Source organism: Pandoraea fibrosis, assembly GCF_000807775.2.
Taxonomy (GTDB): domain Bacteria; phylum Pseudomonadota; class Gammaproteobacteria; order Burkholderiales; family Burkholderiaceae; genus Pandoraea; species Pandoraea fibrosis.
In genome coordinates, this window is record NZ_CP047385.1 from 610,914 (window position 1) to 636,547 (window position 25,634).

Below are 25,634 nucleotides of genomic sequence, written 5' to 3' on the forward strand. Positions count from 1 at the left end.
GGATGGACCGGGGCGCCTTTCTGCAGCGAGTTGGGTTTATGTCTGAGAGGCGGAAAGGGGCCCCGGTCCATCGGGGGGGAGGTGTTGAGTTGAGGGCGCTTGAGGAGCTGAGCGCTAGGTGAGCGACTTAGGCGACGCGCTGTCCTTCAAGATAGGTGGCACGGGGCACCGGTGGCATACCGTGGCGAATAGCGACGCGTATCATATCGGCGCGAAGGCCGGGCACGATGCCGCCACGGTCGGCGAGGCCGACAGACTGTGCGGGAGTCCACGACACGGTACGTATGGCCTTCGAGAGAGACCAGCCGATCTCGCTGTGCAGTTGGAAGGCGGCTTGCAGCAGGCTTGAGGGCACGTAGTCTGACGAGAGGATGTCGAGCATGTCTGCGCGTGCCAGATCGGCGGCTGCCACATTGCCTGAGTGTGATCCACCGCGCACGATGTTGGGTGCGCCCATGATCACGCCGATGGACTTTTCGCGGGCGGCACGAGCGGCGGTGAGCGTCGTTGGGAATTCCGAGAGTGCGACACCGTCCCGTACTGCTTCGTCGACGTGTTCGATCGATGTGTCGTCGTGGCTTGCGAGTGGCAGACCGCGTTCGCGGCTCATCGCCACGATCGAGCGGCGGTGAGGTGATGCGAAGGCTTCCTGCTGTGCCTTCAGTTCGGAGAGCATCGTTTGCCAGGTCTCGTCCGACACCTTGCCGTTGCGCTCGTGATACTGGCGGTATTGCACCGGGTCGTGCCACTGGCGCTGCCCCGGTGTGTGGTCCATGACCGAGACGAGCCGCAGCAGCGGATGGTCGCTCATTTCGGCGAACGCATCGGCGGCGTCGTGCGTGGCGACTTCGCAGCGCAAGTGCAGGAAGTGGTCTGCACGAAACAGGCCGGCGGCGGTGGCGTCGAGCATCGCCTGTCCGCATTCGTTCTGCACCTTACGGCTGCGCAGACCGAACGCGTCGCGCTCCCCGATGACCAGCGAGTCGAAGACCGTAGTGATGCCAGCGGCGGCGACTTGCGCGTCGTGAATGGCGAATGCGGCGTGCGTGTTCCAGAACACGCCCGGACGCGGCGCGAGGTGCTTCTCCAGATTATCCGTATGCAACTCGACCAGACCGGGCAGCAGATGATCGCCTTGCCAGTCGATGGCCGCCGGCACCTCGGTCGTGCCTTCCTCCACCGAGTGAATGCGGCCCTCGCGTACCTCCACGACCCCGGTGAACGTGGTCTCGGGTGTGACGATGCGGGCGTTCTTGATGAGCATGACAAACTCCGGGGGATCAATGAGCGGGACGGAGCACGGGGCGCATGGCGAGCGTGCGTGAGGCGACCTCGTCGCGGGTGGCCTCGTCGTGGAAAATGCCGACGATTGCACTGCCGGCGGCGCGTGCCTCGGCGATCAATTGCGCGACCACGGCTCGGTTCTGGGCGTCGAGAGACGCGGTCGGCTCGTCGAGCAGCAACACTGGCGCGGCGGCGATCAGCCCGCGTGCGATATTGATGCGCTGCTGCTCGCCGCCCGAGAACGTCGCCGGGGCGAGCGACCACAACCGTTCGGGAATATTCAGGCGGGCGAGCAGATCGCGGGCACGGCCGGCGGCGTCGCCATCGTCGTAGCCCAGACGGCGCAGCGGCTCCGCCACGATGTCGAGCGTGCTCACCCGCGGAATCACACGCAGAAACTGGCTGACATAGCCCAGCGTGGTGCGTCGTACCGAGAGCACCTCGCGTGCCGTGGCCGAGGTCAGGTCCACCCAGCGCTCGGCGTGACCGTCGTCGTGACGGATCTCGATGCGGCCCGCGCCCACGAGGTAATTGCCGTAGAGACAACGTAGCAGCGTGCTCTTGCCGGCGCCCGAAGGACCGACCAGCGCCACGCATTCGCCGCGCCGCACCGTCAGATCCACGCCGTCGAGTGCCGGAATGGCCGCGCCGCCCTGCGCGTGCAGCCGGAAAGTCTTGTACAGGCCCTGCGCGCGCAGCATCACATCGTGCTCGCGTGTGGCGAGCGTGACGGATTCGTGCCGCAGCGCTGCCCCGTTGGGAGACGTAGGGAAGTGCATTCCGGAGTTCATACAGGCAGTACCGAGGAGACCAGCAATTGCGTATAGGGATGTTGCGGATCGTCAAGCACCTGATCGGTCAGCCCGGCTTCGACCACGCGGCCGGCCTGCATCACGATCAGACGATGCGCGATGAGTCGCGCCACCCCGATATCGTGCGTGACGATGATGGCGGCAAGATGAAGGCGCTCCACAAGCGAGCGCAGCAGATCGAGCAGACGTGCCTGCACCGAGACGTCGAGACCGGCGGTCGGCTCGTCCATCAGCACCAGACGCGGTTCCGTCACCAGATTCCGGGCAATTTGCAGACGTTGCTGCATGCCACCCGAGAACGCGCCGGGCATCTCGTCCACGCGTGCCGGATCGAGTTCGACCTGCGCCATCCAGTGACGGGCCTTGTCACGAATGTCGCCGAAATGGCGCGCGCCGACCGCCATCAGACGATCGCCGATATTGCCGCCGGCCGAGACATTCATGCGCAACCCGTCGCGTGGGTTCTGTTCCACGAACCCCCATTCGGTGCGCAGCAGACGACGCTTGTGCGCCTCATCCAGCGCCATCAGGTCGTGCAACGTGCCGTCGGCGCCGCGATAGTGCAGCGTGCCGGCGTCGATCTCGTGACGCAGCGCCAGCGCGTTGAGCAGCGTCGACTTGCCCGAGCCCGATTCGCCAACGATACACACCACCTCGCCCGGCCAGAGATCGAACGTCACCTCGGTGCAGCCGATGCGATCGCCGTAGCGCTTCCCCAGCCCCGCAACTCGCAGCAGCGGTTCGTCCAGCGGCGGCGCAGCGCGCAAAGCAGCATTCGTGGCCGTATTCGGAGACGCATTCATGCGACCTCCTTTGCAGCGGTTCGGCTGCCGCAGTAGTCGCTGTCCGAGCACACATACATGCGCGTGCCGGCATCGTCCGTAATGACTTCATCGAGAAAACTGTCGGTTGCGCCGCACAGCGCGCAGTGCGCGTCCCACTTCTGGATCTCGAACGGGTGATCGTCGAAGTCGAGACTCTCGACCGGTGTGTACGGCGGAATGGCGTACAGACGGCGCTCGCGTCCCGCACCGAAGAGTTGCAGGGCCGGGTTCATATGCAGCTTGGGGTTATCGAATTTCGGGATCGGGGAGGGCGACGTGAGGTAGCGCCCGTTCACAATGACCGGATAGTCATAGGTCGTTGCGATCGCGCCGTGCCTCACGATGTCCTCATACAGACGCACGCGCATGAGGCCGTACTCGCCCAGCGCATGCAGCTTGCGCGACTCGACGATGCGCGGTTCCAGACGGAAAAGGGGCTCGGGCATCGGCACCTGATAGACCATGATCTGGCCTTCGTGCAGCGCCGCTTCGGGAATGCGGTGACGCGTCTGAATGACCGTGGCGTCCGACGTCTTCGTCGTCGTAGCGACGCCGGCCGTGCGGGCGAAGAAGCGGCGGATGTTGACCGCGTTGGTCGTGTCGTCTGCGCCCTGGTCGATGACCTTGAGCGTGTCGTCTGTGCCGATCACGGCGGCGCTTACCTGAATGCCGCCCGTGCCCCAGCCATACGGCAGCGGCATTTCCCGGCTGCCGAACGGCACCTGATACCCGGGAATCGCCACCGCCTTGAGCAGGCTGCGACGAATCATGCGCTTCGTCTGTTCGTCGAGAAACGCGAAGTTGTAGCCCTCCACCGTGGTGGGGCTGGCCGTGGGTGAAGGTGCTTGCGCGGTGTCGCGCGAAGTGCGAAGCGAATCGGCAGCGTCGCTCATGCGGCCTCCTGAGTGTTCTGCACGGCGGGGGAGGTGGATGAGTGGGGGCCATCAGGGGCGCCGGCGGCCTGCGTTCCGTATTTCGCGGCGTGCTCGGCGCGCAGACGACGCACCAGCGCCAGCTCGGCCTGAAAGTCCACGTAATGCGGCAGCTTCAGGTGCTGGACGAAGCCCGACGCTTCGACGTTGTCGCTGTGATAGAGCACGAATTCCTGCTGCTGCGCGGGCGAGGTGGCGTCGTCGCCCAGTTCCTGCGTGCGCAGCGCGCGATCGACCAGCGACATGGCCATCGCCTTGCGCTCGTTGTGACCGAACGCGAGACCATAGCCCTGCGTGAACTGCGGCGGTACGTCCTGATTGCCGCCGAACTGCGTCACCATCTGGCATTCCGTCACGGCGATCTCGCCGATGTCGATGGCGAAGCCCAGCTCCTCCGGCACGATCTCCACCGCAACCTGCCCGATGCGGATCTCTCCGGCGAACGGATGGTCGTTGCCGTACCCGCGCTGGGTGGAATAGCCCAGCGCGAGCAAGAAGCCTTCGTCGCCGCGTGCGAGGTTTTGCAACCGCGCTGTGCGCGACGCGGGCGTAAAGAGGGGGGTATGCACGAGGTCGTGCGGCTCGGGGTCGGTGCCATCGGTGCGCAAGGTTTCGAGCAACCCGTCGCGTCCCAGAATGTCCGTCACGCGCGGGGTGGCGGCCAGCGGCGGCAACTGCGGGATCGCGGCGTCATGCGAATCGACATGCGCAGCGTGGTGCGTGACGACGCGGGCAGCCGTGTCGACTTTGCCGGGCAACGGTGCACCGTCGCCATGCGCGTGCTCACCTTCCGCGAGCAACGCGAAGTCGAGCAGCCGTTGCGTGTAGTCGTAGGTGGCGCCCAGCACCTGACCGCCCGGCACGTCCTTGAACGTCGCGGAAATGCGGCGCGACAAACGCATCGACGCGGTATCGATCGGCTTGCTCGTGCACAGACGCGGCAGTGTGGTGCGATACGCGCGCAGCAGAAAGATCGCTTCGACGAGATCGCCGGCCGCCTGCTTGATCGCCAGCGCGGCGAGCGTCTCGTCGTACAGCGCGCCTTCGCTCATGACACGCGAGACGGCCAACCGCATCTGTTCGCGGATCTGCGCGACGCTCAGCGCGGGGACCTCGGGATTGCCGCGTCGCGCTTTGGCGAGCAGATCCCACGAGTGTTCGATGGCGCGCTCGCCACCTTTGACTGCGACGTACATCAGCAAACCTCCACATGCGTGGTGCGCGGCAGGCCGAGCACGGTGTCGCCCGAGGCGATCAACAGGTCGAGCCCGGCGGGAAAACGCGGCGCAAGCGCGGCGCGCGCCTGCCAAAAAGCAGCGCCGAGCCCGCCGACGGTCACGTCGGCATGGGACTCGATGCCGGGGCCGCGCAGGCGAAGATGCAGGCCGCCAGCACCGCTATGGCCGGCGGCAAGCGTGGGCACATCGACGATCAGCGTGGCGCTGTGCTCGGGCGATTCCGCAGTGCCGAACGCAAATTGCTCAAGCGCGGGGCAGCGCGCCGGATCGGTGAGCAGCGCGAACTGCGCTGTCGCGAGATCCGCCTCGCCACTCAACAGCGGGGCCCCCGTGTGAAAGCGCAGCGCGCTCGCCACTTCGGGCAGCGGAAATTGCAGCCAGACGGCGGTGGTGGCGTCGGCCAGCGCGAGCAGCGTGGCGCGCGCGGCAATGCTCGCTTGCTCGCTCGGTGCGAGCCGGCTCCCGACACTGCGCAGACGGCCGGGACGCGCCAACGCGTCGAGCACCGCGCGGAACACACCTTGCGCGTCGTGAACCGGATCGGCGAAGCCGGGTTGCAATTGCGACCAGTCAGGCATCGATGCCATCAACATTCAGGCCTCCCGGACCATGGTGAAGAATTCGACGCGGCTCGCGGCCGTGTCGGCGTCGTGCTGTGCCGCAGTGGCGGCCAGACGTCCGGCTATCGTGGAGAGCGGGCCGGTGGCGAGCGCGTTGCGGTGTTGCGGCATCTGCATCAGCGCATCGAGACGCGCGACACGTGCAGCGCGCTCGGCGTCGCGACCCAGTACGTAGCCGGTGCCGACGACACCGTCTTGCTGGCGCAACGTGCAGCGCGTGACGGTCGTCTCACCGAGATTGAAACGATCGCCGCTGCCGCCGACGCGGCCCTGTACCAGCACCAGTCCGGTTTGCGGTGCGCGCAGCCAGACGAACTCGGGGGCGTCCGGGCAGTGCGCGATGGCGTCGTCAAGCTCGTCGCGCGTGGCGCGGGCGAACAGCGCGAGCCATTGCGCGCGTTCGGGCGGGGCGGCGCTGCTCTCGTCCCGTGCCGTGTTGGATGATGGGTTTGGCATGATTGTCTAGTCGTATAGACGTGTGTATGATCGCAATGACGTCGATTGGGTAATGCACGCGAACCCATTACAACTTTTCCGGGTGTCAATTTGATGACAGCACAACTCGAACGGGGTGGCGGTGTCGCCGTCTGGCGGCAGATCGCACAGATTCTTGCGACCGAAATCGGTGAGCGCCGGTATGGCGAAGGGTTGCCCGACGACCGTCTGCCGAGCGAGACCGATCTCGCATTGCGCTTCGGCGTGAACCGTCACACGGTGCGCCGCGCGATCCTCGGGCTCTCGGAGCAGGGGCTTGTGAACGTCGAGCACGGTCGCGGCACGTTCGTGCAGGCGGGCGCTATCGGCTACGTGATCGGACGCCGCACGCGTTTTACCGAAAATCTCTCCCAACACAATCTCAAGACGGCGCAGCAGATCCTTTCGGCACAGAAGGTGAAGGCCGAAGCGACAGTGGCGCATGCCCTCGGGATGCGTGTCGGTGCGCTGGTGTATCGCGTGGAACTCGCGCGCCGCAGTCTCGACGCGCAAGGCATCGAGCTACCGCTCGCGTACAGCGAGAACTGGTTTCCCGCGTCGCGTTTTCCCGACTTTCCGGAGGTCTTCGCGCAGCACACGTCGATCAGCGCCACGCTGGCGAGCTTTGGCGTGACGGACTACACGCGTCGCGAGAGCCGTATCGGCGCGCGGCTTCCCGACGCCGAGATTGCGCGGCACCTCGGCATCAATCGTCAGCAGCCGGTGCTGAGTGTGGAGAGTACCGACGTCGACGAAGCGGGCAAGCCGGTCAAGTACGGCATCGCCTATTTCCCGGCAGATCGCATGCAACTCGTGGTGCAGGGAGACATGGCATGAGCGACGCACAGCAACTGGCGCTCGATCTGTGCGTGGCACGCTTCGCCATCTACTACGCGCCGCCGGCGGGCTCGTGCTGGTGGAACGAGGGCAGCCGCTGGCTCGGACGCGATGCGATCACCGGGCGCCGTCTCAATGCGCCGCAAGTGCCGGGGCTGTCCCGTGCGCTGCACGACGTCACGCTCGATCCGCGGCGCTACGGACTGCACGCCACGCTCAAGGCGCCGATGCGTCTCGCGCCCCAGGCCCGGCTCGGCGATCTGACCGGCATCGCGAAGGCGGTGGCCGCGCGCCATGCGCCGTTCGATCTTGCGGTACACACCGATGTTGTCGATACGGATAGCGGGAAGCGGCCGGGCTTCGTCGCGCTGCGTCCCTCGCTCGGGGCGGCGGGCGCAAAAGCGGTGGATGCCCTTGCGGCTGACTGCGTGCGGGCCTTCGACGATCTGCGTGCGTTACCGACCGAAGCCGAACTGGCCAAACGTCACGCGCAATCGCTATCGTCGCGCCAGCGCGAGCTACTCGCGCAGTGGGGATACCCTTACGTGCTCGACGAATTTCGTTTTCATGTGACCCTGTCCGATCGTGTGGACGCAAGCGATGCCACTGTCATCGTCGACTGGTGGCAGCCGCGCGTGCAGGCGCTTGGTGCCATGCGCGTCGATAGTCTGGCCCTCTTCGTGGAGCCGTCGCCGGGCGAACCGTTCCAGCTATTCGAACGCTTTGCCTTTGGGAAGGCCACATGAATCACGCTCGCCTCTTTTACGTGATGGGGCCGTCGGGGGCAGGCAAGGACTCGCTGCTTGCCTACGCGCGCGAACGGATCGGCACCGCCTCGCCGGTCGGCACGACGGTGCTCTTCGCCCATCGGTACATCACGCGCGCCCCATCCGATGGGGAGAACCACGTCGCGCTGACGCATGCCGAATTCGCGGTGCGGCACTCGTTGGGTTGCTTCGCACTGGACTGGACGAGCCACGATTGCCGATACGGCATCGGTATCGAAATCGATGCCTGGCTGGCGGCAGGGGCGAATGTCGTCATGAATGGCTCGCGCGCATTTCTCGAACAAGCCGTGCATCGCTACGGCGAACGTCTGCATCTGGTGGAAATCCGGGTCGATCCGGTGGTGCGGGCTCAGCGCCTTGCCAGTCGCGGTCGCGAAACCGGCGATGCCCTCGACAAGCGTGTCGCACATCAGGTGGAATGGACGCCTCCCGACGGCATTCCCCTCACCGTGATTCCCAACGACACCGCGCTCGCGCAAGCCGGGGATCGTCTCGTCAGCTTGCTGACGGCACGGGGCTTGGCCTGACCGACGTTCCTGGGCCGAGTACCGAATGACGGGGATGCCCGCCATGTGACGAGGATGTGAATGTTGCATCGTGTGTCTTTATTTTGCAAATTATTGCAAAGATGGCGCACTTTGCGTAACCTCACGTCATCGCACACGGCATCGCCCGGGGATGACGTTGTCATCGCTCCGGGCTCATTCGGGAGCCCCTCATGTCTTCAGCCTTGCCCACTCACGCTCGCGTCGTCATTGTCGGCGGCGGCATCGTCGGTTGTTCCGTCGCCTATCACCTCGCCAAGCTCGGCTGGACGGAGGTTGTCCTGCTGGAGCAGGGGCAGTTGTCGTGCGGCACCACCTGGCACGCGGCGGGGCTGGTGGGGCAGTTGCGCTCGCAGGAGAGCATGACCAAGCTCATCCGATACTCGACGAAGCTCTACAGCGAGCTCGAGGCGGAGACCGGGCTCGGCACCGGCTGGAAACAATGCGGGTCGCTGTCGGTGGCTCGCACGCACGAGCGCATGACGCAACTCAAGCGCACGGCTGCCGTGGCGCGTGCCTATGGCGTGCAGTGCGACGTGATCTCGCCGCGCGAGGCGGGCGAACTCTGGCCCGTGATGCGTACCGACGATCTCGTCGGCGCCGTGTGGCTGCCGGGCGACGGCAAGGCCAATCCGACCGACCTCACGCAGGCACTGGCGCGTGGCGCGCGCAGTCGCGGGGTGCGCATCGCCGAGAACACCTGCATCACCGAGATTCATACGGCGTCGCCCAATGGCATTCGCACGGCGACGGGCGTGTCGTGGCGCCATAAGAATGGCGAGAGCGGGCGCATCGACGCGGAGATCGTGGTGAACTGCGCCGGCCAGTGGGCCAAGGCCGTGGGCCGCATGTGCGGCGTGACCGTGCCGCTGCACTCGGCCGAGCACTACTACATCGTGACGGAACGGATTGCCGGCGTGCATCCCGATCTGCCGGTCATGCGCGACCCCGATGGCTACATCTACCTCAAGGAAGAGGTCGGCGGTCTGGTGATGGGGGGCTTCGAGCCGAACGCCAAGCCGTGGGGCATGGATGGCATTCCCGAGAATTTCGAATTCCAGTTGCTGCCCGACGACTGGGATCAGTTCGAGATCCTCATGGAGAACGCGCTGATACGCGTGCCCGCGCTGGAAACGGCGCAGGTCCGGCAGTTCTACAACGGCCCGGAGTCGTTCACGCCAGACAACAACTTCATTCTCGGCGAGGCTCCCGAGCTGCGCAATTTCTACGTCGGTGCGGGCTTCAACTCGATGGGCATTGCCTCGGCCGGCGGGGCGGGGATGGCGCTCGCGGAGTGGATCGTGGCGGGCGAGCCGACGATGGATCTCTGGCCCGTCGACATCCGCCGTTTCGCCGGATTCAACGGCAATGACACATGGCTGCACGATCGTGTGAAAGAGACGCTGGGTCTGCACTACGCCATGCCGTGGCCGAATCGCGAGCTGGACACGGCGCGTCCGTTCCGCCGCTCGCCGCTATATGCGACGCTGCTCGCCAAAGGCGCGTGCTTCGGCAGCAAGATGGGTTGGGAGCGGCCGAACTTCTTTGCACCGTCGCCCGAGCAAGCCCGGATCGAGTACAGCTTCGGTCAGCAGAACTGGCATCCGTGGAGTGCTGCGGAGCATCGCGCGTGCCGCGACGCCGTGGCGCTGTTTGACATGAGTTCGTTCTCGAAGCTGCTCATCAAGGGACGCGACGCCGAGCGAGTGTTGCAATCGCTGTGCACCAACGACGTGGCCGTGTCCCCGGGACGTACCGTCTACACCGGCATGCTCAACGAGCGCGGCGGCTACGAGTCGGACTTCACCCTCACGCGTCTTGCGCCCGATCAGTACCTGATGGTCACCGGTTCGGCACAGACCACACGCGACATGGATTATCTGGAGCGCCGCATCGCGTCGTTGCCCGACGATCCGCGCTGCACCGTGGTCGACGTCACCGGGCAATACGCCGTGTTGGCGCTGATGGGACCGAATTCGCGAGCGTTGCTGCAACAGGTTTCGAAAGCGGATTTCTCCAACGACGCGTTTCCTTTCGGCACGAGCCGTGAGATCGATCTCGGCTATGCCACTGTGCGAGCGACGCGCCTGACCTACGTGGGGGAATTGGGCTGGGAACTGTACGTGCCGGTCGAATTCGCGGTGGGTGTCTACGAGACGCTACACGCGGCGGGCGAGGCGTTCGGGCTGAAAGACGCCGGTTACTACGCGATCGACTCGTTGCGCATCGAGAAGGGTTATCGCGCCTGGGGACGGGAACTGACGCCGGACACGAATCCGGTGGAGGCCGGCCTCACGTTCGCGTGCAAACTCGCGAGCGACATGCCATTCATTGGCCGCACGGCCGTCGAACTGGCCAAGGCGAAGGGCGTGCAACGCAAGCTTGTCAGCGTGGCGCTCGACGGCGCACACGACAAGATGCTGTGGGGCGGCGAAGCCGTGCTGCGCGACGGCCAACCGGCGGGGTTCGTTTCGTCCGCGGCCTATGGACACACGATCGACGCGCCCGTCGCACTGGCTTTCCTGACGAATCCCGATGGCGCCGTGTCTGCCGAATACGTGGAAACCGGCCGCTATCAGGTCAATCTCGCGGGCGAGTTGCTCGACGCCCGTGTGCAACTGCGGGCGTTGTACGACCCGAAGGGCGAGCGCGTGAAGGCTTGACACCGCGGGCCTTCGTCGGTGGCGTCATGCATGGGAATGGCGAGTCACGACACCGGACATGGGCGGACTCGCCGCCGCTTCTGTAAAATGCCGGTTTTGCTTCGATTTCGCGTGCTTCCGACCGGGGGCGCGTCCGGTCTCTGACGTATGTCTTTTGCTTGTATTGCGGCGGCGCGCCGCTTCGACGACACGGCGCATTTGCCGCTCGTGATCGGTTCGCAGCGTTATGGATGGATTCGCCGTCGCGACGTCGAATCGCTGTGCCGTTGGCCCGACGTCTTCGAGATCAGTTCGCTCGCGGTGCGCATTCACCCGCGCCATGACACCTGCGACGCCCGCACGGATGCGCTGGCGCCGGTGGTCGAAACGCTGGCGGCGGAAGGGCGCATTACCGGCTGGCGCAACGAGCGTTACGCGATCCGGCAACGTCTCTACGACGCACCGCTCGCGTGGATCGAACGCGCGGCCTCCCGGTTTTTCGGCACGCGCACGTTCGCCGTGCATGTGAACGGTTACGTGCCGGCGCGCTTCGTCGGCGAAGCCCCGAAGATGTGGATCGCGCGGCGCAGCGTGCTCAAGGCGACGGATCCCGGCTGTCTTGATAACGCGGCCGCGGGCGGTATCGGTAACGGCATCGGCGTGGGCGACACGCTCGTCAAGGAATGCTGGGAGGAGGCGGGCATTCCGGCCTATCTGGCGAACGAAGCACGGCCGGGTCGCACGCTGCACATCCTCGCGGAGATTCCGGAGGGCGTGCAGTCCGAGCAGATCTTCGTCTACGACCTTGCATTGCCGCGCGGCTTCGTGCCCGAGAATCAGGACGGCGAGGCGAGCGCACACTGGTTGTGTACCGCCGGCGATGTACGCGATGTGATCGCGCGCGGCAAGATGACCGTCGACGCGAGCCTCGCGAGTCTGGACTTTCTGCTGCGCGAAGGCGCCATCCGCGCGAAAGATTGCGCCGGCATCGAAGCGCTATTCAAGCCGGCCGACGAGTAATCCGGGGCGTCAGCCGCACGGCTACCCTGCCACAGACAAGCATTTCAACACTGCAACGACATTGCAAGCCTTTGCCCAGGAGCAATCATGGCACCGATCGAAAATAGCTACATTCTGAAGTTGTCCTGCCCGGATCGTCCCGGCATCGTCCACACCGTGGCCGGTTTCCTGGTCGAGCGCGGCGGCAACATTCTCGACTCGGCCCAGTTCAACGATCGCTTCACGGGCGGCTTCTTCATGCGTGTGCATTTCCAGCAACTGCCGGGGCAGACCGATCTGGCGTCGTTGCAACGCGACTTCGCGCCGCTCGCCGAGCAGTTCGAAATGCAGTGGGAACTGGTCGACGCCGCGATCAAGCCGCGCGTCATGCTCATGGTCTCGAAGATCGGTCACTGCCTGAACGATCTGCTGTTTCGCTACAAGACCGGTCAGCTCAACGTCGAGATCCCGGTGATCGTCTCGAATCACAAGGATTTCTACCAACTGGCCGCGAGCTACAACATCCCGTTCCATCACCTGCCGCTGATGAATTCAACGCCCGAATCGAAAGCCGCGCAGGAAGCCAAGGTGTTTGAGCTGGTGGAGGACAACAACATCGACCTGGTGGTGCTTGCCCGTTACATGCAAGTGCTCTCGAGCGATCTGTGCAAGAAGCTCGCGGGCCGCGCGATCAACATTCACCACTCGTTCCTGCCGAGCTTCAAGGGCGCGAAGCCGTACTATCAGGCGTTCGACCGTGGCGTGAAGTTGATCGGCGCGACGGCGCACTATGTGACGTCCGATCTCGACGAAGGTCCGATCATCGAACAGGAAGTCGAGCGCGTGGATCACACGATGGACCCGGAGCAATTGACGGCCATCGGTCGCGACGTGGAATGCGTGGCGCTTGCGCGTGCCGTGCGTTACCACGCCGAGCATCGCATTTTGCTCAACGGTCACAAGACGGTGATCTTCCGTTAAGCGTTGCCGCGAACTGCCGAAAGCACAACGCCCGGGACATCGTGTCCCGGGCGTTGTCGTTTCTGGTGACGCGTTCGATGTGCTCCGGCGCGAGCGTCAGCTACGCTGCGCCAGTTCGCTGCCCGCATCGCGCGCGAGACGCGCAATCGAAATGGTCGAACTCACGGCGATCAGGCCCACGGTCAGGAAGGCCCACGGGAAGTCGACGTCGGTGACGTGATCGCGACCGTGCAGCCAGGACGACGTCTGCAACACGGCCGCCCCGATGGTGATGCCCAGTGTGAGCGAGACCTGTTGTGCGACGCTGGCGAGGCTCGTCGCCTGACTCATGCGATGCGCGGGCACGTCGGCGTAGGAGATCGCATTCAGGCTGGTGAACTGCAACGAGCGGAAGCACCCACCGAACAGCAACGTGCAGAGAATCACCAGATGCGATGTCTGGTCGGTGAACAGCCCGTAGCCGCCGATGGTTGCCGACGCGATGAGTGCGTTCGTCATCAACACGCGGCGAAAGCCCCAGCGTTGCAAAATGCGCAGCGAGAGTGTCTTCATGAACATCGCGCCGGCGGCAGAAACGAACGTGAGTGCACCGGACTCCATCGGTGTCATGCCAAAGCCGAGTTGCAGCATCAGTGGCAACAGGAACGGCGTGGCTCCTACGCCGATACGGAATAGCGTGCCCCCCGCAACTCCGGCGCGGAACGTGGGGATCCGAAAGAGGTCGAGTCGCAGCAGCGGGTGGGCGAGCCCTTTCGCGTGACGCAGATACGAGATCAGCAGCGCGGCGCCGATGGCGACGAGGCCCAGCGCGAGCGGTGTGGGAATCAGATGGCGGCCGATGGTGGACAGGCCCAGCATCAGCACCGACAGGCCGAGGCCCGACAGGATGAAGCCCTTGACGTCGAGCGGCGGCACTTCGTCCTCATACAGATCGGGAATGTACTTCGTCGCGAGAATGAAGCCGAGCACGCCAATCGGAATGTTGATGAAGAAGATCCAGCGCCAGTGCCAGTAGGTGGTGATGAAGCCGCCGAGCGGCGGGCCGAGCACCGGGCCGACCAGCGCAGGGATCGTGAGGTAGTTGAGCGCGCGCACCATGTCGCGCTTCTCCACGGATTTGAGCAACGCGAGGCGTCCGACCGGGACCATCATGGCGCCGCCCATGCCCTGCACGAAGCGCGCGACGACCAGCGTCGGCAGATTGGTCGAGATGCCGCAGCAGATCGAGCCGAGAACGAATACACCGATGGCGGTGCGAAAGACATTGCGCGTGCCGAAGCGGTCGGCGATCCAGCCGCTGATCGGAATGAAGACCGCGAGGCTGATGAGGTACGTCGTGAGCGCAAGCTTGAGCGTGATCGGGCTCTCGCCGAGATCTTTCGCGATCAACGGCAAGGAGGTGGACAACACGGTGGAATCCATGTTCTCCATGAACAGTGCGCAGGCAACTATCAGTGGAACAAGCATGAGGCGTGGTGTTGCCGTCGTGGCAACGGGAGTCAACAGTGGAAATTCGACACGGTGCACGACATCCGTGCGCCGTCGGGGATAACGAATGAAGCGATCGAAGCAGACAAAGCCAACGAAGCGGACGAGCGAGCGAACGAAACGAATGACGCGCAGGCTGCACCGAACATGGCTGATGTGATGGCAGCACTGTGTGCGTTATAGCAAACTTCGCCGCCGCCCGTCCCGTTCATATGCAACGCCAGACGTCATGCGGATCTTCAAGGCATCGGCGTCGAGCGACATCGTTTTGATGAGCGGAATGGCGTGTTGGCGCACGATACGCAGCGGTATCCGGTGAGCCGCGCCGCCACCGATGCCGCGTTGACGACTTCCTCGCTGCCCGCGACGCCCGCGATCCGTCGATCCGTCGATCCGGCGATCCGGCGATCGTCAGCGCCTTTGCCCGCAGCGTCTATGCAAATCGGTCTAACGTGATTCGAGGAAATCGCGCAGCACATGAAGATGCGTGTGTGCGTCGTCGTCTTCGAGGCGATGGGCGGCGGTGAGCAACGTGACCGGGCCGTCAGCCAGACGCGTGCGCAGTTCGGCGAGCATGGCGTTGTGATTGGCATCGAGTGCGGCGAGTTCGTCGAGAAAGCGTTGACGGAATTCGTCGAACTGCTCGGGATGCTGGTGAAACCACTGCCGCAGCGGCGTGCTCGGCGTGACGTCCTTGGCCCAGAAGTCGATCTGCGCCTTGGCCTTGGCGAGGCCGCGCGGCCAGAGACGGTCGGCGAGGATGCGCTGTCCGTCGGCCGGATCGGGCGCCTCGTAGACACGTTTGAAGCGAATGTCGAAGGGTTTGGGGCCACGCTTGCGCGCCACGCTGGCCTTGGCCGGGGGAGCGGCGTCAGCGGTTTTCGAGGAAGGCATGGAGGACAACTTCCGGGAGAGCGCGCGACGGCGCAACACCCGAAAGCTTACCGGATGAGCCCCGTACAGGCGAGTGCCGCCCTCGGCCGGCGACGCCAAATCGCGCCGCCGGCCTCTGGCACCTCCTCCACTGTCAGGCTCGCCCGCTTGTCCGAGCCGGGTGAATCAATGCGCGGTCGGCGTGGGGCGCCACATGCGTCAGAAACGCCAGTTGAGATTGCCGTAGAGTGTGTTGTCGCTGACCCGCCCGCTGAACTGGCTCGAGTAGCTCACGCCCAGGGTCATGGCGTGACCGATGAAGGCGTCGACACCGGCACTAACGACCGCCGCATCACGGGCAATGGGCACGCCGCCGACCGTGAACGCCGCCGAGGTTCCCGAGAACGCCAGCCGCATGTCGGGCCGGTCCGCGCCGTAAGCGTGGCGCCAGCCGGCCGACAACCGCAGGCGCCCCGACGCCATCGATCCGCCGCCAAACGCTATCTCGCCGCGCAAACCCGCTGTCGAGAACGTGATGCCCTGCGATTGTTCGTCGGCGTGGAGCGCGGCGATGCTGCCCGTTTCGTCGAACGCATCGGTGCGCACGCGTGCGTACGCTACGTTGGCGAACGGCTCGAGGCTTGCCGGGCCGGCGTTCAGTCGCCATGCGGCTTCACCGAAGACTTGCCACACCGAGGCGTTGTAGCTCGCCCGCGCCGTTTGGGCGATGGGACCGATGGCTACGCTGCGTTGCGAGGTGATTTGCTGCCATCCATAGGCGCCGCCAATCGTCGCGCCGAGGTGTCCGAAACGACGATTCACGTAGGCGCCGATCTGCGCATCGTTGCTGTTCCCGGAAGCACTCGATCCGGTATTGAACGTGCTGTGGCCCAGGCCGCCGAATCCGCCTGCGCGCCATGCATCGGCCAGTGGCGCGTCGACACCGGCCAGCACCCCCATACCGCGCCGATGCAGGGTCGCGGCGCCGGAGCCACCGTCGGCGACCGATGAATTACGCATCTGGCCATCGTTGCCATAGACCGAAGCCCATGCTTGTGTCGTGCGTGGTTGCGTGTGGCAGTTTTGGCTTCGGTCGACTTTGGCAGGGTTGTCGAACGAGCGTTCGTCGGATGACGACACCTCACAGTCCTGCGCGAGAGACAGGCTTTCCCGCAGTCGTTGCGAGACCGCATCGCGCGCTATCTGACTTTGGCTGAGCAACATCGACGCGACCGACGCGTGAAGACTGCCGTCGAGACTCTCGAAGGCGGCCGGTGCTGTTGCCGCGCTCAGGCCGAGCGCGGCCTGATAGAGCGCGCTGCCCGAACCGAGCGCGGAGACTGCCCCCGCGACCGCTCGCTGATTCGGCGTGACGGCCCCAGCGGAAAACGGCGTTCCGTTCGGCGCGAACGTCAGCAGTGCCGCTGTCGGCGTGTAACTGACCTGGGGCGTGAGGTAGAGCAGATTCGTCGACGCCGACGCAAATTGACCAGAGAGGCCACCCGGTGCAGACACGATGACGGCGCCCGAGGCATCGGCGGGTTGCGTTCCCGGTGCCGCGTTCACGACAAGTTGGCTGCCGCCGAGCGAGGCACTGCCGCTGGCGTTCACCTGACTGGGCGGGGTGCCGGGGGCGACGCTCACTTGCAGCGTCGAGCCGGGGGCCAGCGTGAGATTGCCATTGACGCCCAACGTCGTGCCCGGGGAGGCGACCAGGATCTGACTTCCGCTTGCGCCCGTCAACGACCCGGTTTGCGCCCCCGTGCCGCTGCCGCCTGACGATGCGGGGGCCGGTGTCGCCAGCGTGGCGCCTGCCTGAACGGACACCGGCGAATTTGGAAGGCCGCCTATGCCGAGCGTGCCGCCCGCGACGGTCGTCGGCCCGGTGAGCTGGCTTTGGCCTCCGAGCGTGAGCGTATCTGTGCCGGTCTTGGTCAGACTACCGTTACCGGAGACGCTGCCGGGGAACGCACCCGCCGAGACCGTGACCGATCCGCCGTTGATAGCGAGACTGCCTTGCGCCGTGCCGTTCAGCGTAGGCAGCGTGACGTCGACCCCTTGTGTTGTCACCGTCCCTTGCGAGAGGGTGAGCCCACCGGTGCCAAGGCCCGTCGGTGAGGTGACGCTAACACTTCCGCCGGTGACGGTCGTGCCGCCAGTGAAGCTGTTGTTGCCGTCGAGCGTGACCCCTTGCGGATTGTTCAGGGAAAGGCCGCCGTTGCCCGTGACGTTGCCGCTGAGCGTCACGGGAGAGGCACCGGAAACGCCGAGCGTCACGCCGTTGTTCAATGTCACGGCATTCGCCACGGTCACGGGGGCGTTGGCCGGCGCGTTCGCGGCGAGCGAGCCGTTGCCGTTCACGGTAATGCCTGCGGAACCGAGTGCTGCGCTGTTGCCGAGCGAGAGCGTTCCGGCATTCAATGTCGTGCCGCCGGCGAACGTATTCGGTGCGTCGAGCATGAGCGTTCCGCTACCGTTTTTGACCAGTCCGCCCGCTCCCGACAATGTGCCGCCGAAGGTGTGGTTGCCACTGTCGCCAGTGATCAGTCCGCCGCCGCCGAGCACAAGCTGCGTGCCGGCATCCGCCTCGAGCGAGGCGAAGGCCAGCGGTGCAGCGGAGGCGGAGGCATCGAACGTCGAGCCGGTATTGCGCAATGCCAGACCTGTGCTGTTGCCCACCTGTCCGGATACGCCGAGCGCCAACGTCCCGCCCGTGACGGCGGTGGTGCCGGTGAACGTGTTTTGGGCGCCGAGCGTGACGGTGGCGCCGCCTTGCTTGGTGAGGCCACCGGTGCCGTTGATGACACCGTCGAACGTGCTGTTCGTCGTGCCACCCACTGTGAGCAATTGCGCACCGAGCGATACAGTGGAACCCGTTGCCCCGTCGAGGCTTGCGATGACCGCCGACGTCGAGGCGCGCGAGATGTCCAGCGTTGTCCCGGCAGCAAGCGAGACATTGTTGGCGCCGGACAGCGTGCCGCCTGAGCCGAGGGCGACGGTGCCGTTTGCCACGTCAATGGCACCGGTGAAGGTGTTTTGTCCCGTGAGCGATTGGGTACCGGTTCCGGTCTTGATGATGCCTCCCGCACCGGCGAGGGACGCCGCCAGCGATTGGTCGGTGTTGTCGCCGAACGTGAGTGTGTTGCCACCGAGATTCACGGTGCCGCCGGTACCCGATAGCGTGCCGAGCGTTTGATTCCCGGCGGCCGAGATGTCGAATGCGGCGTGGATCCCCGCCACGACGACATTCGCGTTGTTGGCAAGCTGGCCTGTTGCACCGAGGGCCAGCGTGCCGTCGGCGATGGTGGTCGTGCCGGTGAAATGTTGTTGTCCGATCAGCGTTTGCGTTCCGCTGCCTTGTTTGACGATGCCGCCCGCGCCGGAGAGGGTGCCGCTCACGGTGTGGCTCGATGCGTCACCGAAGGTCAGCGTGTTATTGCCCAGAACGACGTTCGTGCCGGTCTGCGCCGTGAGTGCGCCGATGGTGCGCTCGCCATTGGCCCCGGAAATGTCGAGCGTCGCACCCGGGTTCTGTAGCGTGACGGCACCTGCTGACGACAACGTACCCGCGCCACCCAATGCGAGCGTGCCTGCTTGCACCACCGTCCCGCCGGAGAACGTATTCGCACCCGTCATCGTCTCGGTTCCCGCGCCAACTTTCACGAGACTACCGGTGCCTATCACGCCGCCGCTGTAGATCTCGTCGAGACCGCTCGTGCCGACTTCGAGAGTGCTGCTTCCCATGTTGATGGCGCCACCGCCTGTGAGCGCGCCGAATGTCTGTGTGCCATTGCCCGCCGACAAATCGAACATGGCGCCGGTGGCCACATTGACGACGCCTCCCGCGTCGAGGCTCGCGCCTGCACCCAGCGCCAATGTGCCGGCATTGACGTTGGTCCCTCCCGCGTAAGTGTTCTGCCCGTTGAGGGTTAGTGTGGCCGCACCATTTTTTGTCATGCCGCCTGCGCCGCCAATCGCGCCGTTGAGCGTGAGATCGTTCGAGCCGGCGACATTGAGATTGCCGTCGAGCGTGATCTGATTGCCCAAGGTGCTGGTTTGCGTCGCGTCGAGCGACGTGCCGTCGGCGAAGCGCACGCTACCCGTTCCCAAGGCCGTGTTGCTGCTCACAGTGATGCCACCGGCCTGCACGTCGACCCCGCCGCCGAAATCGTTATTGCCCGCGAGCGTTTGCACGCCGTTGCCGAGTTTGACGAGACGGCCGCCCGTACCGTGGATGTCGGACGCGATGGCGCCGCTTGCGGCGTCGGCGAGCGTGAGTGCCGTGTTGCCGAGGTGGATGCTGCTGCCTGCGACGCCAGTGAGCGAGGCGACGGTTTGATCCGGTCCCGTCGAGATGTCGAGCGCTGCCGTTGCGCCGTCGAGTGTGACTGTGTTGCCGCCCAACTGTGTGCCATTGCGCAGGGCGAGCGTACCGGCGTCGACGCGAACGTCGCCGGTCAGCGCTGCGCCGCCATCGAGCGTTTGCGTGCCGCTGCCCTGCTTGATGAGGCCGCCGGTGCCGTTCAGCGTGCCGGTGAAGGTGCCATCTCCCGCGCTGCCGAGCGTGAGCGCCTGTGTGCCTGCGTTGACGGTGCTACCCGCCGCGCCCGTCAGCGATCCGATGACCGGCGCCGTGGCGGCGCTCACGTCGAAGGTCGCACCGGAGGCGAGTGTCACGTCGTTGGCGTTCGACAACGTGCCGCCGGCACCGAGGACTAGCGCGCCGCTATTTACGCCGACGTTTCCTGTGAACGTGTTGACACCGCCAAGCGTCAATTGCCCGGCGCCATCCATGATGAGGGCGCCGGTCCCCGAGATGGCGCTCGCCAGCGTGGCGGTGTCGTTGTTGCCCACGCGCAATGTGCTGCCGCCACCGAGGACCACGCTGCCGCCGCTCCCCGACAGATGACCGAGCGTTTGATTTCCCGCCGCACTGACGTCGAACACGGCACGGTTGCCGGTCAACGCCACGACTGCGCCAGTGCCGAGATTGCCCGTCGAACCGATGGCGAGCGTGCCGTCGGCAATCGTCGTGCTGCCGGTGTACTGCTGCGTGCCCAGCAGCGTGGTAGTTCCGCTGCCCTGTTTGACGATGCCTGCGCTGCCGCCGATGATCGCTGCAACGGTATGGCTCGTCGCGTCGCCGAAGGTGAGCGTGTTGCTGCCCAGCCGGATCTGCGTATTCGCATCGGCAGACAGCGCCCCGACCGTTTGCGGTCCGTTGGCGCCGGAGATGTCGAACGTGGAACCGGCATTGTTCAACGTGAGCGGCCCACTGGCGGCAAGCGTGCCTGCCCCTCCCAACGCCAGCGTGCCCGCCTGGACGACTGTGCCGCCCGTATAGGTGCTTTGTCCCGTGAGCGTTTCAGTGCCGGTGCCGATCTTGATGACCGATCCGGTGCCCGTGAGGCTGCCGCTGAACGTATCGTTGGTGGCACCGCCAATCTCGGTCACGAGGGCGCCGATGTTGACGGTCCCCGCGCCATCGATCGCGCCGATGACTTGCGTGCCGTTGCCCGCCGACAGGTCGAGCGTTGCGCCGCTGGCGATGTTGATCGAACCCGACGCATTGAGCGACGCCCCGGCGCCCAGCGCCAGCGTGCCGGCGTCAACGACGGTTGCGCCCGTGTAGGTGTTGCTGCCGCCGAGCGTGAGCGTTGCTGCCCCGGTTTTGGTCAGGCCACCGGCGCCGGACAGCACGCCATTGAGCGTCAGGTCGTGGCTGCCGAGCACCGTCAACGTGCCCGACAGACCAACGTTGTTGCCAAGCGTAACGGCTTGCGTGCTGTCCAGACTCGCATTGCCGTTGAGTGTGAGCGCACCGGTGCCGAACGCGAGGTCGTTGCCGGCGACCAGACCACCCGCACCGACGGACAGGCCGCCGCTGAAGTCGCTGGCGCCGAGGAAGGTTTGCGCCCCGGTACCCGTCTTGATGAGCGCGCCCGTTCCGTGAACCGCGCCGCCAAACGAAGCGTCGGTGTTGCCGCCGAAGGTCAGATTCTGCGAGCCGAGCGATACGCTGCTGCCCGTCACGCCGTTTAACGCACCGATCACCGACGTGCCGCCCGCGCTGATATCGAGCGCGCTGTTCGCACCGCTCAGCGTCAGGGGATTGGCCCCTTGAAGCGACGCGCCGCTCCCCAGTGCCAGCGTCCCATCGGCGACATCGATGCTGCCTGTAAAGGTTTGCGTCGTCGTCAGCGTTTGTCGTCCCGCACCCTGTTTGACGATGCCGCCCGTGCCGCTCAGCGTCGCCGCCAGCGTCTGATCGGTAGCATCGCCGAAGGTCAGCGTGTTGGCGCCCAGGGCGACTGCGCCGCCGGTGCCGGAGAGCGTACCGATGGTTTGTGCGGCGGCCGCGTTGCCGATGTCGAATACTGCCGTGGGGCTGTTCAGTACAACAGCCCCCTGCGCGGCAAGCGAGCCACCGGTACCGAGCGCAAGCGTGCCGTCGTTGATCGTCGTGCCGCCGGTCCATGCGCCAGCACCCGCCAGCGTTAGCGTTGCTGCGCCGGCCTTTTGCAATGCACCGTTCCCCGAGACGCTTCCCGCTAGCGTCAGATTGTTGCTGCCGAGCATGGCGGACGTGCCGTTCAGCGTGATGTTGTTGGCGAGGGTCAGCGTCTGCGTGGTGTCGAGCGTTGTCTGATCGGCCATCGTGAGCGCGCCGGTCCCGATGGCGTTCGCGTTGCCCAGTTGCAGACCGCCAGCGGCGACATTGACGCCACCGGTGAAGTCGCTGGCACCGGCCAGTGTCTCCACGCCGCCACCCTGTTTGACGAGTGCGCCGGTGCCGTGAATGACGCCGTTGAATGTTTCTCCGGTGTTGTCGCCGAACGTGAGCGTGTTCGCGCCGAGAAAGACTTGTGCGGCGCCGCCGCTGAGCGCACCGATGGTCTGATTGCCCGCTGCGCTGATGTCCAGCGCCGTGGTGTTGTCGCCCAGTGTCACGGCATTCTGCGACGACAGGCTGCCGCCCGACCCGATGGCGAGGGTGCCCCCTCCCACCACAACGCGCCCGGTAAACGTTTGCGCGGCGGTTATCGTCTGCGTGCCTGTGCCGAACTTGACGATACCGCCGCCATTGCCGGTCAGCGTGCCCGCGAACGTCCGATCGCTGCTGTCCCCAAAGGACAGGGTGTTGCCGCCGAGATTGATCGTGCTGCCTGTGGCGCCGGACAAAGCACCGACGGTCTGGTTCTCGCCGTTGCTGATATCGAGTGCGGCGCCGCCAGCAATGCTCAGGGGGTTGGCCGATAGGGTGCCGGTACCGCCCAGCGCCAACGTACCGTTCTGGATGTCGATCGGACCCGTGAACGCATTCTGCCCGGTCAACGTCTGCGTGCCTGTGCCGGTCTTGACGATGCCGCCGGTCCCTCCGATGCCGCCCGCGAACGTCTCGCTGGCCGAATCGCCGAGCGTGAGTGTATTGCTGCCCAACGTCACCTGACTGTTGGGCGTACCGATCAACGAGCCGATGCTCACCGGGCCTGCGCCACCGATATCGAACGTGGCGCCGTCGCCGACGGTCAGGACATTGCTGCCAGCCAGCGCATTGTTGCCTTGCAGCGCGAGCCGCCCGGCCACGACGTCGATGCCGCCGGTGAAGGTTTGGGCACCCGAAAGCAGAAGCGAGCCGGTGCCCTGTTTGACGAGGCCGCCTGCGCCCGAGATCGTGCCGCCGAACGTCGAATTGCTGGCGTCGCCGACGGTCAGCGTCTGATTACCGATCAGTAGTGTCGATCCGTTGACTCCTGAGAGTGCGCCGAAGATCATGCCCGTGGCGGCGGAGAGGTCGAGCGTTGCGCCATTCCCCGTTAATGCAAGCGGTGTGGCGTTGGCAAACGCGCTGTCCTGAAGCACGAGCGTGCCGGCGCGAACATTGATCCCGCCGCCGGCCGTATGGGTGCCGGTCAGCGTCATCGTGCCGGTGCCTTGCTTCACAATGCCGCCGCCGTTTCCCGTAAAGCTTCCGGAGAATGTCTGGTCGGTCGCATCGCCGAAGGTCAACGTGTTGTTGCCCAGCGCGATCGATGTGTTGGCAATACCGGTCAATGCCCCGATGGTTTGCGCAGACGCTTGACTGATATCGAACGTGGTGCCGCTGCCGAGCAGCGACACAGCACCCGTGCTGGCCAGCGAGCCACCGGCGCCGAGCGCAATGCCGCCCGCGTTGAGTGTTGTGCCGCCGGTAAATGTATTGACGCCAGAGAGGGTTTGCGTGTCGCCGTTCGTCTTGACGATGCCGCCCGTGCCGCTGATCGTGCCCGCGAACGTGCCGCCTGCGCTGTTGCCGAGGGTCAGGTTGTGACCGCCGAGATGGACCTGCGTATTCGCCACGCCCGACAACCCGGTGATGGTTCGGTCGCCATCCGCGTTCGACATATCGAAGATCGCACCCGCCCCCGAGAGGGTGAGCGGCGTGCCGCCGATCTGCAATGTGCCGGCCCCGGAGAGCGCCAGTGTTCCCGCGGCGACGTTGACACCGCCGCTGAACGTATTGGCACCGGTGAGCGTGACCGTCTGCGCGCCCTGTTTGGTGAGACTGCCACCGCCCGTAATCTGCCCGGACAACGTTAGCGGGGCGCTACCGCCGAGTGCCAATGTGCTGCCGCCGCCGATCGCGATACGGTTGGCGAGCGTGACCGGTGCGTTGGCGTCGAGCACGCCCGCCGTGCCCGATACCTGCACGGTGCCGCCGCCGAGTGCCGTGTTGCTGCCGGCGATCAGCGTGCCGCTGGTCAGCGAAGTGCCGCCGGCATAGGTGTTGTTTCCTGCGAGCGTCAGGCTGCCGGTGCCGGTCAGCGATACGCCGCCGCTGCCCGTCACCGTGTTGCTGAGCGTGAGCGGATTCGCACCGGAGACCGTCAGACCATTGGTCCCGAGCGAGACGGGCAGCGCAATACCAAGCGACGCGTTGGCGGCCTGCATCGCGCCACCGTTGATCGTGAGCGAGCCTGTGCCGAAACTGCCGGGATCGTCGAAGATGGCAAGTCCGCCGTTGAGCGTTGTCGAGGTGACGGCCAACGGACCGTGCAGCGTCCAGGTCCCGCCGTTGACCGTAGCCTGCGAGAAATTCTGATAGCTGGCGCCATTGAGCGTGCCGGTGCCGGTTGTCGAGGCGTTGTTCGCCGAGTTGCGCAGTACCAGCGAATTGGTGCCGCCTGCGCCACCGTCGATGATCCCGGTGGCTGCGAACCCGAGATTGAACCCGACGACGCTCAGCGCGCCGAGACCTGTGCTGCCGCCGTCGTCCACCGTCGAACCGGTTACGGCCGTGAACGTGTTCGCGCTGTTCGCGCCGAGCGAGACGCTGCCGCTGATGGCGCCCTCGTTGGTGAACGTGTTGCCGGCCCCCGGCGTGCCGTTGGCTTGAAACGCGATGCGTCCCAATACGTTGCCCGTGTTGCTGAAGTTGACGGTGCCGCCGCCGTAAGCCGCCGCGACAGGGGCGCTGCCGGTGCCGGTCAGCGAGATGCCGAGCAGTGGCGTGGCACCGAGCGTACCGCTGTTATTGATAGTGGTGGTGCCGCCGGTGGCGTTCTGTACCGAGAGCGCCAGACCGGTGAGGCCCGGCAGGCTCACGCCGAGAAGTCCGACCGTGCCTCGCATGATGGCGTTGTTCGTCACCGTTTGGGTGCTCCCGCCGGCGGTGGCATTGCCGATGACCGTGCCGCTCGCGAGCAAGCCGACGCCGCCGAGCAGCGAAGGGTCGATGGTGCCGCCATTCACGAGCGTCACGTTGTTGCCCGTCAGGGACATGGCAGTCCCACCCACGCCGAGCAATACCCCGACCCCCGCACTGCTGTTGACGTTTACCTGCAGGTTGCTCGCAGCATTCGAATATGACGGGGCCAGCGGGTTGGCGGCGCCAGTGCACGTCACCACGCTGCCTGCGGCGGTGCATACGGCCCACGCGGCGCCGGGCGCTGCCGCGCCTAGCAATGCGATGCATGCGAGGCAAACACGGCTAAGCGAAAGCGAGAGCCATGAGGCGCGTGTGCCGCTGCGTGCGCGACGCACACGCGAAGCCGGTGCGCCCGAACGTTGACGCGCGGTCTCCGGTGCAGGAACGACATCAACGCGGCAATGCCGCCAGACCAACCGATAGAGGTGCTTGTTCATCGTGCTCGGGTTCCCCAGTGACATGGAATGCAGAAAGGCAGCACGCCAGACGAGCGTGTGCCTGTGACAGCCGACATTCGGGGGGAGGCGACGACAGCGGCGAACGAACAACGGTCAGTGCGTGCAGCGAACCGAGACGTGTCTTGCCGGATGACGCGCTAATGCGCGGGTG

16 protein-coding genes are annotated in these 25,634 nt (G+C 65.5%); 6 read left to right on the forward strand and 10 right to left on the reverse strand.

Annotation, left to right across the window (positions count from 1 at the left end; all coding sequences use genetic code 11):
• Positions 1 to 127: 127 nt before the first annotated feature.
• The 7 genes from PI93_RS02730 to phnG all read right to left on the reverse strand — a co-directional run bounded on the left by PI93_RS02730 (position 128) and on the right by phnG (position 6,166).
• Positions 128 to 1,264 carry an alpha-D-ribose 1-methylphosphonate 5-triphosphate diphosphatase gene (locus PI93_RS02730; protein WP_039373756.1) on the reverse strand — a complete coding sequence of 379 codons (1,137 nt, stop codon included), beginning with the start codon at positions 1,262 to 1,264 and terminating at the stop codon, positions 128 to 130.
• A gap of 16 nt (positions 1,265 to 1,280) precedes the next feature.
• Positions 1,281 to 1,985 carry a phosphonate C-P lyase system protein PhnL gene (gene phnL / locus PI93_RS02735; RefSeq protein WP_236105815.1) on the reverse strand — a complete coding sequence of 235 codons (705 nt, stop codon included), beginning with the start codon at positions 1,983 to 1,985 and terminating at the stop codon, positions 1,281 to 1,283.
• 86 nt (positions 1,986 to 2,071) lie between these two features.
• Positions 2,072 to 2,899, reverse strand: coding sequence for a phosphonate C-P lyase system protein PhnK (gene phnK, locus PI93_RS02740; RefSeq protein WP_080759365.1), 828 nt, complete (start codon positions 2,897 to 2,899; stop codon positions 2,072 to 2,074).
• Positions 2,896 to 3,690: an alpha-D-ribose 1-methylphosphonate 5-phosphate C-P-lyase PhnJ gene (locus tag PI93_RS02745; RefSeq protein WP_236105816.1), complete on the reverse strand. Its 795-nt coding sequence runs from the start codon at positions 3,688 to 3,690 to the stop codon at positions 2,896 to 2,898. Before PI93_RS02745 ends, phnK begins: the two co-directional genes overlap by 4 nt.
• Before the next feature lie 119 nt (positions 3,691 to 3,809).
• Positions 3,810 to 5,048 (reverse strand): carbon-phosphorus lyase complex subunit PhnI, encoded by a 1,239-nt coding sequence (locus PI93_RS02750; protein ID WP_039373757.1) that lies wholly within the window; start codon positions 5,046 to 5,048, stop codon positions 3,810 to 3,812.
• Positions 5,048 to 5,683: a phosphonate C-P lyase system protein PhnH gene (phnH, locus tag PI93_RS02755; protein WP_236105717.1), complete on the reverse strand. Its 636-nt coding sequence runs from the start codon at positions 5,681 to 5,683 to the stop codon at positions 5,048 to 5,050. Before phnH ends, PI93_RS02750 begins: the two co-directional genes overlap by 1 nt.
• Positions 5,684 to 6,166 (reverse strand): phosphonate C-P lyase system protein PhnG, encoded by a 483-nt coding sequence (gene phnG, locus PI93_RS02760; protein ID WP_039373758.1) that lies wholly within the window; start codon positions 6,164 to 6,166, stop codon positions 5,684 to 5,686.
• A gap of 93 nt (positions 6,167 to 6,259) precedes the next feature.
• On the opposite strand from phnG, the gene phnF reads away from it, so the two are divergent.
• From phnF to purU, 6 genes are all read left to right on the forward strand, one after another.
• Positions 6,260 to 7,021 (forward strand): phosphonate metabolism transcriptional regulator PhnF, encoded by a 762-nt coding sequence (phnF, locus tag PI93_RS02765; protein WP_039373759.1) that lies wholly within the window; start codon positions 6,260 to 6,262, stop codon positions 7,019 to 7,021.
• Entirely contained in the window at positions 7,018 to 7,767 is a 750-nt protein-coding gene (locus PI93_RS02770) for a DUF1045 domain-containing protein (protein WP_039373760.1), read from the forward strand. Before phnF ends, PI93_RS02770 begins: the two co-directional genes overlap by 4 nt.
• A complete protein-coding gene (gene phnN, locus PI93_RS02775; RefSeq protein ID WP_039373761.1) occupies positions 7,764 to 8,336 on the forward strand; it encodes a phosphonate metabolism protein/1,5-bisphosphokinase (PRPP-forming) PhnN in 573 nt (190 codons plus the stop codon). The genes PI93_RS02770 and phnN overlap by 4 nt, the downstream gene beginning before the upstream one ends.
• 191 nt (positions 8,337 to 8,527) lie before the next feature.
• The gene (locus PI93_RS02780; RefSeq protein ID WP_039373765.1) at positions 8,528 to 11,017 is read left to right on the forward strand and encodes a GcvT family protein; all 2,490 of its coding nucleotides are present in this window, start codon (positions 8,528 to 8,530) and stop codon (positions 11,015 to 11,017) included.
• Between the two features lie 147 nt (positions 11,018 to 11,164).
• Entirely contained in the window at positions 11,165 to 12,016 is an 852-nt protein-coding gene (locus PI93_RS02785) for an NUDIX hydrolase (RefSeq protein ID WP_039373766.1), read from the forward strand.
• A gap of 87 nt (positions 12,017 to 12,103) precedes the next feature.
• Positions 12,104 to 12,976, forward strand: a complete 873-nt coding sequence (gene purU / locus PI93_RS02790) for a formyltetrahydrofolate deformylase (RefSeq protein WP_039373767.1) — start codon at positions 12,104 to 12,106, stop codon at positions 12,974 to 12,976.
• Positions 12,977 to 13,072: 96 nt separating this feature from the next.
• Here the strand turns inward: purU and PI93_RS02795 are convergent, their stop codons facing one another.
• The 3 genes from PI93_RS02795 to PI93_RS02805 form a co-directional block, all read right to left on the reverse strand.
• Positions 13,073 to 14,398, reverse strand: a complete 1,326-nt coding sequence (locus PI93_RS02795; RefSeq protein ID WP_236105718.1) for an MFS transporter — start codon at positions 14,396 to 14,398, stop codon at positions 13,073 to 13,075.
• 513 nt (positions 14,399 to 14,911) lie between these two features.
• On the reverse strand, positions 14,912 to 15,358 hold the full coding sequence (locus tag PI93_RS02800; protein WP_080759367.1) for a DUF488 domain-containing protein: 447 nt from the start codon (positions 15,356 to 15,358) through the stop codon (positions 14,912 to 14,914).
• A gap of 198 nt (positions 15,359 to 15,556) precedes the next feature.
• Positions 15,557 to 25,462, reverse strand: a complete 9,906-nt coding sequence (locus PI93_RS02805; protein WP_052240924.1) for an autotransporter-associated beta strand repeat-containing protein — start codon at positions 25,460 to 25,462, stop codon at positions 15,557 to 15,559.
• Between the last annotated feature and the right edge of the window lie 172 nt (positions 25,463 to 25,634).

Coding starts and splice junctions, on each gene's coding strand:
- PI93_RS02745 (WP_236105816.1), bottom strand. CDS start 3,690: ATGATTCGTCGCAGCCTGCTCAAGGCGGTGGCGATTCCCGGGTATCAG.
- phnG (WP_039373758.1), bottom strand. CDS start 6,166: ATGCCAAACCCATCATCCAACACGGCACGGGACGAGAGCAGCGCCGCC.
- PI93_RS02805 (WP_052240924.1), bottom strand. CDS start 25,462: ATGAACAAGCACCTCTATCGGTTGGTCTGGCGGCATTGCCGCGTTGAT.
- PI93_RS02780 (WP_039373765.1), top strand. CDS start 8,528: ATGTCTTCAGCCTTGCCCACTCACGCTCGCGTCGTCATTGTCGGCGGC.
- phnF (WP_039373759.1), top strand. CDS start 6,260: ATGACAGCACAACTCGAACGGGGTGGCGGTGTCGCCGTCTGGCGGCAG.
- PI93_RS02795 (WP_236105718.1), bottom strand. CDS start 14,398: ATGGATTCCACCGTGTTGTCCACCTCCTTGCCGTTGATCGCGAAAGAT.
- phnK (WP_080759365.1), bottom strand. CDS start 2,899: ATGAATGCGTCTCCGAATACGGCCACGAATGCTGCTTTGCGCGCTGCG.
- PI93_RS02785 (WP_039373766.1), top strand. CDS start 11,165: ATGTCTTTTGCTTGTATTGCGGCGGCGCGCCGCTTCGACGACACGGCG.
- PI93_RS02730 (WP_039373756.1), bottom strand. CDS start 1,264: ATGCTCATCAAGAACGCCCGCATCGTCACACCCGAGACCACGTTCACC.
- phnH (WP_236105717.1), bottom strand. CDS start 5,683: ATGTTGATGGCATCGATGCCTGACTGGTCGCAATTGCAACCCGGCTTC.
- PI93_RS02750 (WP_039373757.1), bottom strand. CDS start 5,048: ATGTACGTCGCAGTCAAAGGTGGCGAGCGCGCCATCGAACACTCGTGG.
- PI93_RS02800 (WP_080759367.1), bottom strand. CDS start 15,358: ATGCCTTCCTCGAAAACCGCTGACGCCGCTCCCCCGGCCAAGGCCAGC.
- PI93_RS02770 (WP_039373760.1), top strand. CDS start 7,018: ATGAGCGACGCACAGCAACTGGCGCTCGATCTGTGCGTGGCACGCTTC.
- purU (WP_039373767.1), top strand. CDS start 12,104: ATGGCACCGATCGAAAATAGCTACATTCTGAAGTTGTCCTGCCCGGAT.
- phnL (WP_236105815.1), bottom strand. CDS start 1,985: ATGCTGCGCGCGCAGGGCCTGTACAAGACTTTCCGGCTGCACGCGCAG.
- phnN (WP_039373761.1), top strand. CDS start 7,764: ATGAATCACGCTCGCCTCTTTTACGTGATGGGGCCGTCGGGGGCAGGC.